General features: G+C 56.7%; 12 protein-coding genes. 9 read left to right on the top strand and 3 right to left on the bottom strand.

The features are described 5' to 3' along the window. Positions 1–146: 146 nt before the first annotated feature. The gene (locus LHW45_09785) at positions 147–2,333 is read left to right on the top strand and encodes a T9SS type A sorting domain-containing protein (protein MCB5285861.1); all 2,187 of its coding nucleotides are present in this window, start codon (positions 147–149) and stop codon (positions 2,331–2,333) included. A 301-nt stretch (positions 2,334–2,634) separates the two neighbouring features. Here LHW45_09785 and glmS read toward each other — a convergent pair whose 3' ends face one another. Genes glmS through LHW45_09770 form a run of 3 tightly spaced genes read right to left on the bottom strand, consistent with a single transcriptional unit; the run spans position 2,635 to position 7,257 of the window. Continuing rightward, positions 2,635–4,470: a glutamine--fructose-6-phosphate transaminase (isomerizing) gene (gene glmS, locus LHW45_09780; protein ID MCB5285860.1), complete on the bottom strand. Its 1,836-nt coding sequence runs from the start codon at positions 4,468–4,470 to the stop codon at positions 2,635–2,637. After that, positions 4,470–6,500: an ABC transporter permease subunit gene (locus LHW45_09775; protein ID MCB5285859.1), complete on the bottom strand. Its 2,031-nt coding sequence runs from the start codon at positions 6,498–6,500 to the stop codon at positions 4,470–4,472. Before LHW45_09775 ends, glmS begins: the two co-directional genes overlap by 1 nt. After that, positions 6,490–7,257 (bottom strand): ATP-binding cassette domain-containing protein, encoded by a 768-nt coding sequence (locus tag LHW45_09770; protein MCB5285858.1) that lies wholly within the window; start codon positions 7,255–7,257, stop codon positions 6,490–6,492. The genes LHW45_09775 and LHW45_09770 overlap by 11 nt, the downstream gene beginning before the upstream one ends. 370 nt (positions 7,258–7,627) lie before the next feature. Here LHW45_09770 and LHW45_09765 point away from each other — a divergent pair, with 370 nt between their 5' ends. The 8 genes from LHW45_09765 (at position 7,628) to LHW45_09730 (ending at position 16,912) form a co-directional block, all read left to right on the top strand. After that, a complete protein-coding gene (locus LHW45_09765; GenBank protein MCB5285857.1) occupies positions 7,628–8,023 on the top strand; it encodes a HEPN domain-containing protein in 396 nt (131 codons plus the stop codon). Further along, the gene (locus LHW45_09760) at positions 7,993–8,310 is read left to right on the top strand and encodes a nucleotidyltransferase domain-containing protein (GenBank protein MCB5285856.1); all 318 of its coding nucleotides are present in this window, start codon (positions 7,993–7,995) and stop codon (positions 8,308–8,310) included. Before LHW45_09765 ends, LHW45_09760 begins: the two co-directional genes overlap by 31 nt. A gap of 218 nt (positions 8,311–8,528) precedes the next feature. Next, positions 8,529–9,269 (top strand): class I SAM-dependent methyltransferase, encoded by a 741-nt coding sequence (locus LHW45_09755; protein ID MCB5285855.1) that lies wholly within the window; start codon positions 8,529–8,531, stop codon positions 9,267–9,269. Continuing rightward, positions 9,269–10,528 (top strand): transcription termination factor Rho, encoded by a 1,260-nt coding sequence (rho, locus tag LHW45_09750; GenBank protein MCB5285854.1) that lies wholly within the window; start codon positions 9,269–9,271, stop codon positions 10,526–10,528. Before LHW45_09755 ends, rho begins: the two co-directional genes overlap by 1 nt. A 16-nt stretch (positions 10,529–10,544) precedes the next feature. Continuing rightward, the gene (locus LHW45_09745) at positions 10,545–11,666 is read left to right on the top strand and encodes an SPOR domain-containing protein (protein MCB5285853.1); all 1,122 of its coding nucleotides are present in this window, start codon (positions 10,545–10,547) and stop codon (positions 11,664–11,666) included. 7 nt (positions 11,667–11,673) lie between these two features. Continuing rightward, the gene (gene mutS, locus LHW45_09740; protein ID MCB5285852.1) at positions 11,674–14,307 is read left to right on the top strand and encodes a DNA mismatch repair protein MutS; all 2,634 of its coding nucleotides are present in this window, start codon (positions 11,674–11,676) and stop codon (positions 14,305–14,307) included. Then, the gene (locus tag LHW45_09735; protein ID MCB5285851.1) at positions 14,304–16,004 is read left to right on the top strand and encodes a SurA N-terminal domain-containing protein; all 1,701 of its coding nucleotides are present in this window, start codon (positions 14,304–14,306) and stop codon (positions 16,002–16,004) included. The genes mutS and LHW45_09735 overlap by 4 nt, the downstream gene beginning before the upstream one ends. Positions 16,005–16,102: 98 nt before the next feature. Then, a complete protein-coding gene (locus tag LHW45_09730; GenBank protein MCB5285850.1) occupies positions 16,103–16,912 on the top strand; it encodes a hypothetical protein in 810 nt (269 codons plus the stop codon). Positions 16,913–17,258: the final 346 nt, after the last annotated feature.

The raw sequence follows: 17,258 nt of genomic DNA, 5'->3' as shown, positions 1-17,258 counted from the left end.
CAAGATGAAAACAATGCAATTGGTCGCTTGGCCTTACATAGATTGTGAGTAACGAGGGATATCAGATGCCCTCAAACAACCTGAGAAACAATGAGTTGGAATTTACACCAACATTTGGGACTCTATAAATTATGAAGGCGGATGAATTGAAAAAGATAATCTTGATCGAAACCTTGGTTCTTATGGCCATCTCGCTGGGTGGTGTGATCCACAAACTGGGGAATCACGCAGAGCCATCGGGGGTAAGCAGCCTGGCCTTGCACGGCCACTACGCCTATGTTACCAAAACATACCAGACAGGCGTCAAGATTTTGGACATCAGCGATCCGGCTGCCCCAACACAGGTCTCCAGCTTCTTTGCCGGATACAGTGGACACGTTTACGTATCCGGAAACCGCGCCTACATCAGCGGCGCGATCACAACCTCACAGGGTTTGGAAATCCTGGACATCAGCGATCCCCTCGATCCGGTTTCCCTGGGCAATCTCGCTGGGCATGGGGGGAAGCTGGCACTGCAGGGCGACTATGTGTATCAGGCCGGCTGCACTGAAGGGCTGTTCATCGTCGATGTATCCGACCCCACCAATCCAGTTCAGGTCTGCCAACACCAAGGGGATTTCCTAGTGAACGATGTGGCTGTGGCTGGAAACTACGCCTATCTGGCAGCGGCAGGACTGCAGATCCTGAACGTCGCCGATCCCCAGAATCCCTATTGGGTTGGAAGTTGCGACACACCTGGTTGGGCCAATGGAATCGCTATCGTGGGCAACACTGTCTACATGGCTGACGGGTACTTCGGCGTGCAGATCATTGATGTCGCCAATCCCCAAAACCCAGTTTTACTGGGAAACTTTCACACATACTGGAGTGCCTTACGGATTGTTGTGCTGGATAATGTGGCCTACGTGTCAGAAGGCTATGCCGGGGTACAACTGATCGACGTGACAGACCCGGTTAATCCGGCGCTGATCAGTTCCTACGACACTCCCGGAAACGTTGGGATCATAGAGGTCAGGGACGGAATTGCATATCTGACGGATGCGGAACGCGGGGTTCAGATCCTGGACGTGAGCAGCCCGGCCAATCCGGCGCTGATCAGCCAGATCCATCCAGAATCCCTGATGTACGACTTCGCCCTTTCCGGAAATCTTGCCTGCGTGTCGGCGAATTCGTACGACCTGGAGTTCTACGACCTGTCGGACCTGCAAAACCCGGTCTGGCTGGGCCATGTCAATCTCGGTCCCCTTTTCGAAGCTGAGAAGGTTGTTATCTCCGGTGACCTGGCCTACGTTGCGGGCTGGAGGGAATATGACTTTGACGTCTTCAAAAGTTGCCTGTGGCTGGTCGATATCGCCGATCCCGCGAATCCGGTCCTGCTGGGGGACTTCGAATCGCCCTGGGGGATCTGGGCGAATAAATCCATTTTCGTGGTCGGTAACACTGCCTATTTCGACCACTCCAGCGGCCTCCACATCATCGACGCATCCGATCCGCAAAATCCCATCTTATCAGCGTATTATGGCCTGGGCTTTCAAAATCACGATGTGTGGGTCTCAAACAACGTGGCTTACATTTCCTATTGGGCTTCAAGTGATTACGCGCAAGGCTCCGGCCTGTGGTTGATAGATGTCTCCAATCCCCAGGCACCCTTTTTATTAGGGGAATGCACAACACCCGGCCTGGCTGCCGGAGTGACCGTTCTGGGCAATGTGGCCTACATTGCCGACAATTTCGCCGGGGTTCAGATCGTGGATGTCAGCTATCCCTCCAACCCTCGGATAGTGGGTAATCTGCCAACTCGTTACAACGGGAATGTGGACCTCGTGAGGATCTTTGATGGTTTCCTCTATGCGGCCGATTCCAACTGGAACGAGATCCAAATCTATGATTTGGCCAATCCCCTGCGGCCCCAACTGATCAAACGCTATGACTGGAGCCTCTCAGCTTGCGAATTGCAGGTGATCGGCAACACGCTCTACGCCTGCAATCCCGTATATGGCCTGAGTTTCCACAACCTGACGCAAGTGGAAGCCAACGATCCGCTTCAAACACCCAACCTGCTGCCGCAACTGGCTGTTTATCCCAATCCGTTCAATCCCCATACCTGTTTTGAGTTTGAGCTTCCGGAATCAAGCCCGGTCAGCCTGAAGATCTACAACCTGAAAGGTCAGCTGGTGCGAGAGCTTTGCACTGGTTGTTTCGCGAAAGGAAAACACAAATTGGTTTGGGATGGCAGAGACGACCACGGCAGGGTTCTTGCCAGCGGAATTTATCTCAGCAGCTTACGGTACGGGGAAACATCCGTCACCCGCAAGGCGATACTGGCCAAGTGAGTAAACAAGTCTCTGGCTTGCCGGGCAAGGAAGCTGCGAAGTAAGATTAGCCCCACAGTCCGGCTGCTGGGCAGGCCAATCTGAACACCACCACTGGGGTTGGACTGCCGAGGATAGCGACCCTTCAGTTAAAGCCACTACGGGAAATAAAGCACCCCGCCGCTATTTCCACATGCCTCCCAAGCGGGGATTGTAATCAAGGACGAAGTGGAAAATGGGTTCCGGGGCTGAGTCGCTGAAGCGCTATCGCCCGGAATGACGTATTGGGACTGGCGGGTGAATCCTCCGTTATTAGCGCCGCCTATTCCACCGTCACGCTTTTGGCCAGGTTGCGCGGCTGGTCCACGTTGAAGCCTTTGAGGTCGGCCACGTGGTAGGCCAGCAGCTGCAGCGGGATCACGGAAAGCAGCGGCTGCAGGTTGGGGAGGGTGTCCGGGATGTGGATCACGTGTTCGGAGAGGCTTTGCAAGTCGCTGTCGCCCTCGGTGGCGATGGTGATGAGGCGGGCTTTGCGGGACCGGACTTCCTGGAGATTGGCTTGGATCTTTTGGTAGAGGGGGTCCCGGGTGGCGATGGCGATCACGGGCATGGCCTCGTCGATGAGGGCGATGGGACCGTGTTTCATCTCCGCGGCGGGATAGCCCTCGGCGTGGATGTAGGAGATCTCTTTCAGTTTCAGCGCGCCTTCCAGCCCCACGGGATAGTTTATTCCCCGGCCCAGATAAAGCGCGTTCGGGCAGTCCATGATGCTGGCCGCGATCTCACGCAAGCGGTCGTTTTGCTTAAGGATGCGCTCGATCTTGGCGGGGATTTGCTCCAATTCGGCGATGTATTGCAACCCGCTCGCGGTGGAAAAGGTGCGCTGGCGTCCCAGCAGCACAGCCAGCAGGAAAAGGATGGTCACCTGCGAAGTGAAAGCCTTGGTGGAGGCCACCCCGATCTCGGAACCGGCATGGATATAGGAACCGCCATCGCTTTCGCGGGCGATCGTGCTGCCCACCACGTTGGTGATGCCGAGCACCCTCGCGCCCTTGGATTTGGCTTCGCGCAGGGCGGCCAGGGTGTCCGCCGTCTCGCCGGACTGGCTGATCACGAAGACCAGCGTGCCTTCCGGCACCACGGGATTGCGGTAATGGTATTCGGAGGCGTACTCCGCGTGCACGGGGATGCGGGCCATGTCCTCGATCATGTATTTGCCAATGAGGGCGGCGTGAAAGGAGGTTCCGCAGGCGATCAGGTGGATCTGGCGCACCTGGCTGAGTTCCAGCGGTGAAAGGTTCAGCCCGCCCAGCCTGGCGACTCCGTTCCTGTCGTCGATCCGGCCCCGGAAGGCGTTGCCCACAGTGGTCGGTTGCTCAAAGATCTCCTTGAGCATGAAATGCTTGTAATCGCCCTTTTCGATGGCGGAGATGTCCCAATCAACCACTGATATCCTGGGATGCACAGTTTCCCGGTGGGTGTTCGTGATCTCGAAATTATCGCGGCGGACCTCGCAGATCTCGTCATCCTCCAGATAGATCACCCTTTTGGTGTGGATCATGATGGCGTGGACGTCGCTGGCAAGAAAATGTTCGTGGTCGCCGATCCCGATCACCAGCGGCGAGCCTTTGCGCACTGCCACCAGTTGGTCCGGTTCGTCCTGATGCAGCACCACCAGGCCATAAGTTCCTTCCACGCGCCTCAGTGCTTCACGCACGGCATCCACCAGCGGCAGGCCCGTTCCCTTGTACTGCTCGATCAGATGGGCCAAAACCTCGGTATCGGTATCGCTGCGGAAGCTGTGCCCCAGTTCGATAAGCTGTTCTTTGAGGAGTTTGTAGTTCTCGATGATGCCGTTGTGCACCAAAGCCAGTTTTCCCGTGCAATCCACCTGGGGATGGGCGTTCAGTTCCGTGGCCTCGCCATGCGTGGCCCAGCGGGTGTGGGCGATGGCTGCGGTTCCTGAGCAGAGGTTCGGCTCCGGCAAAGCCCGCTCCAGTTCGATGATCTTGCCCTCTTTTTTGTAAACCTGGAGCTCGCCGCAATGGATCAAGGCGCATCCGGAGCTGTCATAACCCCGGTATTCCAGGCGTTTGAGCGCTTCCACCACAATGGGCAGGGCGTTGCGATTGCCGATGTATCCCACTATTCCGCACATCAGAAAACCTCCCTGTCAGCAGTGATCTTGTGAAAAGCCCACAACGAGGCCGCCAGGACCAGGATGGCCGGTATCACCACCCAGTATTGCAGATTCTCGGAATCAGCCAGCAATCCCTTCAGCCAGGGCTTGGCCGCGAAGGTGACGATGAAAAGGGCTAGGCCGTTGTTCAGGGCGTGGGAAAGCATGGAATTGTAGATGCTGCCGGAGCGCAGGGTAAGCCAGCCCAGCAGAGTTCCCAGCAGGAAGGTGGGCAGCAGCCGGAAAGGATCCAGATGGAAAACGGCAAAGAGCGCGGCGCTGGCCAGAACGGGATACCAGAACTTTTTGCCCTCGAAAAAGCGCAGCAGGAATCCGCGGAAGAGCAGTTCCTCGCAGATCCCGGGAAGCACCGCTATCACCAGGAACATCTGCCAGAGCGGCAGATCCAGCTGGAACAGCTTGGATAGGTTTTCAAGGTAATCCGGCGGGAAGGGGAAGATCTGGTTGATCAGCTGGCCGATGATGGCCACCACGATCGCCGCGGATATGGCGATGAAGGGCACCAGGGCCACCTCTTTCAGCTTCGGCGCCTTCAGCCGCAGCAGCTGCCTGGCCTCCGCGCCCTTGAGTTTGACGAACCTCAGCACCAGTAGCACCGGCAGCACGATCACAAACACCTGGGTTTGCACCAATCCCTTCACCAGATCCTGCATTTGCCACTTGGAGCCAAGGTAATACAAAGCCGCCAGGGCCAGCGAATAGTAGATCAGGCCGTTGAGAGGGTTGAAGAAGCCGCGTTTGTTCGTCCGCACTGTCTTGATGCCGCCGCTGTCGTCCTCGGTGCGGAACAGCACCGCCTCGGAATGGAAGAGGCGCACGGTTACCCAAATGGCGAAAACATCCAGGATCAGGGTGGTTCCCACCGTGATCAGGAGGTGAGAAAGCTGCCATTCGCCGATCAGAACAGCCTTGAACAGCAGGGCAATGTTGATCACCGGCACCATCGCCAGCAGGTTGCTGATCTCGACGGAAGGGATGAAGCTTACCATCCCCATCAGCATGGAAGCGATCATGATCGGCTGTTCGTAGGTGCGGGCTTCCTTCATGTTGCGGGAAAAAGTGGAGATGGACAGCAGCAAAGCGGAGAACAGAGTGGCAAGGGGCACCATCGCCAGCAGCAGGATCAAAAAGGAACTCACCGGAAGTTGCAGGCTTTGGGATCCGGTTTCGAACTGACTGAACAGATAGCGCACAGACAGGCTGATACTGATGAGGTTGATCACCACGTTGAGCATGGCCATGGTGAAGATGGTGAGGTATTTGCCCAGAACGATCTCGCCCCGCGAGGCCGACGATACCAGCAGGGTCTCCAAGGTCCGGCGTTCCTTTTCCCCCGCCACCAGGTCCGCCGCCACCACCGAAGCGCCGGTCACCAGCATCAAGATCACGATGTAGGGCAAGATCATGCCCAGCACGCTGCCCATCTTTTTGGCGGTGGTGGAGGTGTCGATCTGGTCTATCAGCAGGGGCTCGATGTACCCCTGCTCCACGTTGAGGGCATCCAGGCGTTTGGCGATCAGGGCCTGCGCCGTCTGCATCAGGGATTTTTCCAGCTTGCCGAAAAGCAGCTGGCCTTCATCGCCGGAAGCGTCGTATCTGACCCCAACCTTAAAGGTCTGCAGTCCGGAGGGTGAAAGCGAATCGGAAACGCTCACCACAGCCTTGATCTCCTTTTCCGCGTAAAGGCGCTCCAGTTCCGGCGGTGATTCCAAAGTGGTGAGATAGGGTGTGTTTTTCAAGCCGCTGAGGATTAGGTCGTAAGCCTGCCGGGCGTCCTGGTTCTGGACGGAAAGGCTGTCCAGCAGGGCGATGGTTGCTCCGCGCTTTTCCAAAACCTCGTTCTGACGGCTCATGATGGCGCTGAAGCCGATGAACAAGAGAGGATACAGCACCACCGGCAAAACGATGGTGGCAAAGAGGGTGCGCTTGTCCCGCAGGATCTCCAGGATCTCTTTGCGAAAAATGACCAGGGCTTTCTTAAAATTCATGGGCAGCCACCTCCGTGCCGGTTCCGGCCTGATTCACATAGTAAACAAAGATGTCATCCAGATCGCTGAGTCCGCTTTCCGCGCGCATCTGCTCCAGGGTTCCCTGCGCCAGCACGCGGCCTTGGTGGATCATCACGATGCGGTCGGCCAGGCGCTCCGCCTCGCGCATGATGTGGGTGGAAAACAGCACGCATTTGCCGCGTTCCTTGCAGCTGCGGATGAAGGAGATGATGTTGCGCGCGGTGAGGATGTCCAGGCCTGAGGTCGGTTCGTCAAAAATCATCACCGGCGGATCGTGGATGATGGAGCGCACGATGGAAACCTTTTGCTTCATGCCGCTGGAGAGGAATTCCATCTTCTTGTCCAGGAAATCGTGCATGTCCAGGATCCCCGCCATCTCATTCAGACGGGCTTTGATGGCGTCGTCCCCAACTCCGTAGAGGCGGCCGAAATAGGTGACGAACTCCCGCGGAGTGAGGCGCATGTACAGGCCGGTGTCGCCGGAGAGAAAACCCAGGTTGCGGCGCACCATGTCGCCCTGGGTGAGCACGTCGTAACCCTCGATCTGAGCGGTTCCGCTCTGGGGCTGGAAGATGGTGGAGAGGATGCGCATCGTGGTGGTTTTGCCCGCCCCGTTCACCCCCAGCAGGCAGACGATCTCACCGTGGGCGGCCTCAAAACTCACCTCATCCACGGCCCGGAAGCTGGTTCCGTCCTTCTTCGGGAATTCCTTTACCAATGACTGGACCTTGATCATATTCACACCTTGTGTAGATAATTCGATTCGGGGAGGATGATTTTTGCGCGGCGCTTCCGTGTCAAGTACATTGGCCGCGGCCAGCTTCAGCGACTTAATGCATCACTTTATGTATTAATGTATATCCTTCTATTTTTCAGCATGTTAAGACCTTCTTACAGATATTCCCCGGCCACCCCGCCCTTAGCCCTCTCCCATCCGCCTCTCCTTCGCCTCCCGCTGAGTTCCCGCCTGAGAGGCGGGAAGTTAACGGGAGGCGGGCAAGAGGCTATTCGGAGAGGAAATGGAGACAGGGCAGGTACAACAACGCAAACACCGACAACAATAGGTTTTACTTGACTGGAATCGGCAGGATGGATTTTATAGGTTCATGGAACCAAGAGAATTGATTCACTACTGGCTCGAATCTGCCGGAAGAGACATGGAGACCATGGAAAAGCTCTATAAAATGGAGGAATATCCATGGGCGCTTTTTCTGGGACAATTGGTACTGGAGAAAACACTCAAAGCTGTTTACACCCAGAATGTCGGTTTGGAGGTACCAAGAATCCATGACCTTGTCCGGCTTGCCATTCTTGCTCGGCTCGAAGTACCTCAGGCTAAGGTTGAATCCATGGATGTCATCAGCAGCTTCAACCTAAACACCAGATATCCTGATTATAAACTTAGCTTCCAACACCAATGCACCAAAGAATTTACTGAAAAGTACATTAATACCATCAGGAGTTTACATCAATGGCTGCTGTCCTTGATAAATATGAAATGATCGACCTGATCAAACGCTACTACGATGTCTTAAGGGAATCAATGCTGATTGATGCCATCTACCTGTTTGGGTCATACAGCAGGGGCAAGGCAGATCAGGATAGCGATATTGACCTTCTGGTGGTCTCTCCGGATTTCACTGATAACGTAATTGAAGACCGCATGAAACTAATGCGCGCCCGCAGGGAGGTTGATTATCGGATCGAACCCCATCCTGTAATGCGCGGAAAGCTGGATTCCTCGGTGTTGTTCACGATCGCCAAGCGGGAAATGCAGAGGGTCATTTGATAATCTCTATTTCAACACATCGCCCTGTGTTGGTTGTTTTCATATCCGCAAGCAAGATGCCTCCCGCTGATCAGGTGGTTAAACATTAAAATAGCTTGACTAAAAAGGGCGGGTCAAAAAGAATAGGCACGTTCTGTTTAACGTTGCCCGGAACAGCAGTCAGCCTGGTATTCAGGTAACTCATCATCCCCATCACAAAGCAAGTGAGGATCATCCTTATGAAAGACGCGTTTGGCCTTTTGAAGCAGATCGAGGCCCCCAACGTTTTGGACGCCGCCACCGGAAGGGGCGATTTCATCACCATCCTGAAGCAGAATCTGAAATCCTACGTTCAGATCATCGGGATCGATGTGTCTGAAAAGAGTGTCGATCATGCCCAGAAGCGCTTTCCGGAGAATGATGTGGAGATCTACCGGATGGATCTGGAAGCCCTCGAATTTGAGGATGCCAGCTTCGATCTGGTGACCCTGGCCAATTCCCTGCACCACCTGGAGCATCAGGAGCGGGTGTTTGCCGAGTTGCTGCGGGTGTTGAAGCCCGGCGGCAGGCTGGTGCTGGTGGAGATGTACCGCGACGGCGAGCAGACCGAGCCGCAGATCACGCATATCCTGATGCACCACTGGCTGGCCGCGATCGACCGGCGTTTTGGGATCAACCACCAGGAAACCTTCACCCGCGAGCAGATCCTGGCCAGCTTCGCCAAGCTGAAGCTGAACCAGGTGAAGCAGGTGGATTTTTACCTGCCAGTGGACAATCCCAAGGAAGCCTCGAACTGCGCGCACTTGAAGCACAACTGCACGGAAACCTTCAAGCGACTGGAAAGCCTGGAGAGCGCCGAAGACCTTTTGGATGAAGGAAAACGGCTGGTGGAACGTATAAACAGGGTGGGCTGCGCCGGCGCCAGCAGTTTGCTGCTATGCGGAACCAAAAAGAATGTTAAACCCAAGGAGAAAAAATAATGGCCGAAATAGAAAACCTGTTCGAACTGCCACAATCCCAGCTGACCAAGCTGGCCAAACAATACGGGATCCCCGGCTACACCCAGATGCGGGGCAATGACCTCGTTTTCAAACTGCTGGAGTTTCAGGCGGCCCAGGAAGGCCTGGCCTTCGTGACCGGATGCCTGGAGATAATGGACGACGGCTTCGGCTTCCTTCGTTTCCCGCAAAACAACTACCTGCCCGGGCGCGATGACGTCTATGTCTCCCTCACCCAGGTGCGCAGATTCGGCCTTAAAAACGGCCACATGATCTCCGGCCCGGTGCGTTCCCCCAAGGAAGGTGAGAAGTATTTCGCCCTGCTGCGCGTGGACGCCGTGAACTATATGGCTCCCACTTCCATGCAGGAACTTCGCACCTGGGACGAGCTCACGCCCTACTACCCCACCGAGCGCCTCAACCTGGAATTTGACACCAACAACTACTCCACCCGCATCATCAACCTCTTCACCCCCATCGGCAAAGGCCAGCGCGGCTTGATCGTGGCCGCTCCCAGAACGGGAAAAACCACCCTGCTGCAGGATACCGCCAACGCCATCCTCACCAACCATCCGGAGGTTTACCTGATCGTGCTGCTGGTGGATGAGCGGCCCGAAGAGGTTACCGAGATGAAGAAGATCCTGCGTCCCGGCAACCGCGAAGTGATCAGCTCCACCTTCGACGAATCGCCCAAAAACCACACCGCCGTAAGCGAAATGGTGCTGGAAAAGGCAAAGCGGATGATCGAGCTGAATCAGGACGTGGTGATAGTTTTGGACAGCATCACGCGCCTGGCCAGGGCCTACAACAACATCACCCCCTCCAGCGGCAAAGTGCTGTCCGGCGGTATCGACGCCAACGGCCTGATCAAGCCCAAGAAATTCTTCGGCGCCGCGCGCAACACCGAGGAAGCCGGCTCCCTCACCATCATCGCCACCGCCCTCATCGACACCGGCTCCAAGATGGACCAGGTGATCTTCGAGGAATTCAAGGGCACCGGAAACATGGAACTGGTGCTGGACCGCAGCATTTCGGACATGCGCCTCTACCCCGCCATCGACCTGGTGAAGAGCGGCACTCGCCGCGAAGAGCTGCTGCTCACGCAAAACGAGATGAACCGGATGTATGTGCTGCGCAAATACCTCAAAACCATCAGCCCCATCCAGGGCATCGAAACCCTGCGCAAGCGGATGCAGACCACCAAAAACAACGACGAGTTGCTGAATTCGATGAGCAACTGAGCGAAGGCCCATCTCGATGCCCCGTGACCCGCGTTTCATACTCGCCCTCTTGCTGCTGGCGCTGCTGCCCCTGACCGCCCTCGCGGTGGATTTCCGCAGGGAGTTTCAAACCGTGGAAGATCTCTGGCTGCAAGGAAAGCTGGAAGAGCTTCCCGGCCAGCTGTACAAAAACGTGGCCAAAAACGACGAGGAACGCGCCCTGCAGACCTATCTGAACGCCATGCTCAAGCAAAGCAAGGACGACACGCTGATCCTGCTGAAACAGGCCGCGGACCGCTATCCCTCCACCCATTACGGCCAGCAGAGCATGCTGGAGATGGCCAAGCTGCACATTTTGGAGCGCGAGATCCCGGCGGCGGAAACCCTGCTGAAAAAGATATCCTCCCCTGAACTGCCGGAACGCTTTTACTGGCTGGCCTACTGCGCCCAGTACCGCGATGACCACGCCGCCGCCATCGCCCAGGGGGAAAATTATCTGCGGGCCGCGCCCAACGGCAGGTTCGCCGAAGACAGCCACTACATCATTGCCGGGGCCTACCAAAACCAGAACAAGTTTTTCAGCGCCATCTCCAGCCTGGAAAAACTGCGCGCCCTGCCCGGACTGCCCAAAAACCAGCAGTATTTCCACTATCTGCTGGGGCGCAACCACCATCAGAACGGTAATTGCGCTGAAGCCTTCCTGAACTACAAGACCGCTTTTGAACTCAACCGCAAATCCCAGCTCGCTTTCGAGATCGAGGACCGCCTCCACGAGCTGAAGGGCAGATACGGCAGCCAGGTCGATCTCTCCTTCCTCTATCCCTACACAGAACTGGAGCTGCCGGAACTGGTGCCCGAACCTGTGTTGGAGCCCCTGCCCGCCCAAGCGGAGGTGGACCCCACCGCCCCGGCCAGGCTGGAGGCCAAACCCAGCGGGATCCACGTTCAGGCGGGACGCTTCGGCAAAGAGGAGAATGCCGGCAGCCGCACCGCCGAGTTGCGTGCGCTGAAGGTGAAAGCCAACTATTTTGAGGACAAGGGCAACAAAACCGTGCCCTGGGTGGTGGTGAGCGGACCTTACCCCTCTCAGAGCGAAGCGGACTGCGTGGCCAGGCTCCTGCGCGCCAACTCCATCGATTGCTTTATCACCCGTTTCTGAACTCCGGATGAAACAGCCCTCTCCCCCGGATGCCAGGCTAACCCCCATGCTGAGGCAGTTTCAGGAGGTGAAGCAAGCCCATCCGGACAAGCTCATCCTCTTTCGCATGGGCGATTTTTACGAGACCTTTTTCGAGGATGCCCACACCGCCGCCCGCGTCCTCAACATCACCCTCACCTCGCGCGACAAGAACAGCGACAACCCCGTGCCCCTGGCCGGTTTCCCCTATCACGCTCTGGAAAGCTATCTGGACAAACTCATCCAGGCCGGACTCAAGGTGGCTATCTGCGAACAGACAGAGGACCCCAAACAAGCCGTGGGCCTGGTGAAGCGCGCGGTGGTGGAGATCATCACCCCAGGCACTGTGCTGGACCATTCCCTCATCTCCGGCAGCGCGAACAACTTCCTGGCCGCCGTCTGGTATGAGGACGAAAACCGCAAAATCGGCCTGGCCAGCCTGGACCTCTCCACCGGCGAATTCAGCTTCACGGAACTGCGCGGGGACGAGCTGGCGAACGAGCTTTTGCGCCTCAAACCCAGCGAGATCATCGTGGACGGCAGCGCTGCCGAGGCCTTCCTGAAAAGCCTTAAACTGGAATACGGCCACACCCTCAGCATCTTCGACAGTTGGCAGTTCCGCCCTTCCGAAGCCGCCGCTATCCTGAAAAAACACTTTCAGGTGCATTCCCTGGAGGCTTTCGACGCCCAGGGCAAAACCGCCGGGGCCACCGCCGCCGGGGCCGCCCTCGCCTATGTGCAGTCGCTTCAGCAAACTCCTCTCACCCACATCAGTTCGCTGCGCTACTATTCCCTGAGCAACTTCATGCAGTTGGACGAGATCAGCCGCCGCAACCTGGAGCTGATCCGTTCCATCCGCTACGGAGAACGGCATGGCAGCCTGCTGGCGGTGCTGGACCAAACGCAGACCGCGATGGGCTCCCGCCTGATCCAGAGCTGGCTGTTGCATCCGCTGCTTGATCCTGCCGAAATCATCAGGAGGCAGGACCTGGTCAAGGCATTCCTCACCAACACCGCCTATCTGAAGGATGTGCGCTCCAGCCTGCACGAGATCGGTGACGTTTCCCGCCTCGTTTCCAAGCTTGGCGCTCTGCGCATCAACCCCCGCGAACTCATCGCCCTGCGCTCCTACCTGCAGGTGCTGGGCGAACTGAAAGAGCGTCTGCGGGCTTATAACCAGCCCCTCATCACCGCTTTGGCCGATGCCCTGGAAGGGTTCGACACCCTCGCCGACGCCATCGGCAAAGCCCTGCGCCCCCAGCCGCCCCTCACCATCACCGAAGGCGGCATCTTTAATCCGGGTTTTAACCAGGATCTGGACGAACTGCTGGAGCTGATCCACGACGGCAAATCCTGGATCGCCCGCCTTGAGGATGACGAACGCAAGAAAACCGGCATCAGCACCCTCAAGGTGGGTTACAACCGTGTGTTCGGCTATTATCTGGAAGTGGGCGCCGCCCATAAGGCCAAGGTGCCGGATTACTATGTGCCGAAGCAGACCCTGGTGAATTCCGAGCGCTACATCTCGCCCCGGCTGAAGGAATTTGAGGCCAAGGTGCTCAGTTCCGAGGAAAAGATCAAAAACCTCGAACATGAGCTCTACAAAGACTTCCGCCAACAGGTGGCCGCGAGCCTGGAAGCCCTGCAGGGCCTCAGCGCCACCCTGGCCCTCTCGGACGCGCAGAGCAACCTCGCCTGGCTGGCCTGGCAAAACAACTACTGCTGCCCCGTCTTCACGCAGGAGCGCACCCTCACCATCGAGGCCGGCCGCCATCCCGTGATCGAACAGCTCATCGAAGACCAGGATTTCATTCCCAACGACACTTTCCTAGATTACCCCAACACCACCATCGCCATCATCACCGGGCCGAACATGGCGGGAAAATCCACCTACCTGCGGCAGGTGGGGCTGCTGGCCATCATGGCCCAGATCGGCAGTTTCGTACCCGCCAAACAGCTTTCCATGCCCATTTTCGACCGCGTCTTCACCCGCGTGGGCGCTTCCGACAACCTTGCCCAAGGCCAAAGCACTTTCCTGGTGGAAATGATCGAAACGGCAAACATCCTCCACACCGCCACCGACGCCTCACTCATCCTGCTGGACGAGATCGGCCGCGGCACCTCCACCTTCGACGGCCTCAGCCTCGCCTGGTCCATCATCGAATACATCCAGAGATACAAGCACAGCCTCACCCTCTTTGCCACCCACTACCACGAACTCACGGAGCTGGAAAACATCTATCCGGACATCCGCAACTACAATGTGCTGGTGAAGGAATACAACGACCAGATGATCTTTCTGCGCAAGATCGAACGCGGCGGCGCGGACCAAAGCTATGGCATCCAAGTGGCGCGCCTGGCCGGCATTCCGGACCGCGTGATCCGCCGAGCCCGCGAGATCCTCAAAAACCTTGAGGAACACGAGATCTCGCCCCAAGGCCTCACCGCCTCCATCCGCCGCAAACTGAAACGCTCCGGCCCCCAGATCGAACTCTTTGAAGTGCTGGCGGAAAAAGCCTCGGAACTGGACCCCATCATCGCTGAGATCAAGGAACTCGACCTCGACAAACTCTCCCCCATCGAGGCCTGGCAGAAATTAAAGGACTTACAGGACAGATTATGACCAAGCTCGCCCCCCTCTTCGCCATCCTGCTGGCGCTGGCTTTGCTGCTGGCCGGCTGCGGCGCCAACCAGGGCACGCTCGCCGGACGCATCAACGGCCAGCCCGTCACCGCTGAATCCTTCAACGATTCCTACCGCGGCCACTACACCAACTTTCAGGTGCTGAACAACCGCGCCCCCTCGCGCGAAGAACGCGAACTGATCAAGCAGCAAACCTGGACGGACGCCGCCAAGGGCGTGATCCTGAGGCAGTGGTTCACCAAATACAAGATCAGCGCCACCCCCTCAGAAGTGGTGGACACCCTGTCAAGAAACATCCCCTCTTACATCCTGCGGTCACCACTCTTCATGACCGATGGCGTTTTCGACCCCAAGATCTACAACCAGTCGCTGCTCTACGACTCGCCGCAAAACCTCGCGCCCCTGCGCCAGGATTATCTGGATACCAAGGTGCCGATCATGAAGCTGAAGCGGGAGCTGATCGCCAACGAACTGCTGGACAAAGGCGAGCGCAAACTCATCACCGGCATCCTCCAGAGCAACGCGGACGTGGAATTCACCCTGCTGGAACTGGCGGACATCGATCCCTACGTGGCCCCGGAAGAGGTGCGCGCCCACTATCAGCAAAACCTGGCCGATTACCGTCTGGAACCCTTTGTCAGCCTGTCCTATGCCACTTTGGAGGTTCTGCCTTCCCGCACGGACATCCGCCTTACCAACCTTTACGCCGATTCCCTTTACCAGGAACTCAGCGCCGGAACGCCCGTCTCCGCGCTCTTGGAAGACAGCCATCCCCTCGCCTCCACCTTGGTTTACAAAAACTCCGGCTTCCTTGACGTGGATTCCCTCGACCCCTTGGTTTATGCGCAGTTGAGCGCCCTGGATGAAGGCGCCTGGGCCCTGCCTCTGCCCACAGCCAGCGGCACCTCGCTCCACCAGCTGGAAAAACGCACCAAAAGCATGTGCAGCTTCAACTCGCTCTGTCTGCCCTACCAGCCCACTGGCTCCAGCATCGAAGTGCTGCGCCCCGAAGCCGAACTGGCGGTGAAACTGGCCCGTATGGAAGGCCTGGCCACCGCCTGCGAAGAGATGTCCCTGCCTCGCACCAAAGTGCACAAGGCACATCCCGACAGCCTTTGGTATCCAGACGCCCAAATCGTGGCCGCCATCCGCCTCCTGCTGCCTGGCCAACCCGCCGGACATGTTTTCGATCCCGTCTATTCTCCCACCACGCGCCAGTGGGTGATCGTGGAGCTCAACGAAGCGGCGCTGGAGGTCCACCTTCCCCTGGCCTTGGTGGAAGCCGGCATCAGGGAGTTACTCTCCCGCGACAAGCGCGAACAGCTGGCCCTTCAGATCTCCCAGAGGATCATCTCCGGACAGGATCCCACCCCTGACAACGCCACCGTCCGCCACTTTGAAGGCCTCTCCCCCACCTCCCTGGCCCTCGGCAAACACACTCCCATTATCTTCCATGGCATCCTTCGCCGCCACCTGCAAAACCAGCCCCAGGAGGCCTTCCTCATGGACGACCTCGTCTGGATGCCCCGCGTGATCTCTGTCTCTCGGGATGCCAAACTCAAAGTAGACGAAGCGCAGATCCAGGCCGTCTTTGCCTCCAGCCTCCCCACCAACTGGTTCGATGACTGGATGGAGCAGCAACTGCGCAAAGCCACCATCCAGAAATACATGGACTGAGATATAAAGGCAGTTCCATATCAATACCCAAGCCAATTTGGAAAAGCATAACAGCAAGTTAGACGCAATCCACTTGGAACAATGACTGGAGGTTGATAATGCGGCCGTGCGAAATTGTATTGGCAATGGTTGTTCTGTTGACTGGGACAGTTTTTCAGGTTTGGGCGGTTCAAGGCCCTCTGGGTAATGATGTTCTGATCGAAAACAGCAGGCCATCACCAGCGGAACTCATGCAAGCAATGTTCGGAAATTTCCATCCCCGCATCAGTTGTTCCGCGCTGGACCCAAAACTAACCCCTGATCCTGATCTTCTGAAATGGAAGGTGAGTGAGCAGTTTGGTGATCCTCAAGCAGATTGGGATGATCTGGACGAGGCCACGTGGAATGAGTTCAAAGCCTTGGGAGGACACATCCCCATCCGCTTTCTGAAGTCTTACGATCTGCCGTATGATAGATTGCTCCTCGCTTTTGAGGCAGGAGGGTGGACTTTCTTACCCACAAGATGGGGAGGAGAAATCTTCACGGGCAGCCATAACCTGGGAATGGCGGCTTTTACCCGGACGAACCAGGGCTGGCTGCTCTCCGGCTATGACCTCGATCTGGGAAGGTTTGGAGCATACTGCACCACTACTTTATCCGATACCATTTCGATGTTTGGGGAGGGTGAGTTCGGAGTGATCACATATGATTACAGTTGCGGGCTGTTCACGGTTGCTGACGGAGTTCCCAAGCTCTTGCTAAAGATCCCACATTTTCACGGCTATGGCCACTGCGATCCGGAGGAATTCACTTCCGAGATAACCTTCGAACCCTCCAGTAATAGTTATCACGATGTGGTGGTGAAAACTGCGATACTGGGGAAAAACTCTTTTTTCATCGCCGCTGGGGATGGGACCCGGATTCATTAACCTACCAGCTGAATGAATTTAAAGGTAATGTGCGGAACATTCTGGATTATCCGGACTATTGGCTGCTGGACGAGGAATACTGACACGTAGTATCCATAATTGTTTGCTTGTATGTATACCATTCTGGCTATGGTTTGCTAACAGGGCGAACTTGACGCGACCTTTCCCACCCCACCGCTACTGGAATTTTCTGGCAGGCCAATACCAGCCCGAAAGCTAATACCATTTCGCTTGCATAATTCCAAATATAGGTTATTGTATCTCCAGTTTCAGTTCACTGGAGGTACAGATGAGACAGATCCAAGTAAGTGACAAGATGCCGGCAGAAGAGCTCAAGCGCCGGATG

This window comes from Candidatus Cloacimonadota bacterium (assembly GCA_020532085.1).
Taxonomy (GTDB): domain Bacteria; phylum Cloacimonadota; class Cloacimonadia; order Cloacimonadales; family Cloacimonadaceae; genus Syntrophosphaera.
The sequence above is the reverse complement of the archived record's forward strand: the minus strand, read 5'-3'. Positions and strand labels throughout refer to the sequence as shown.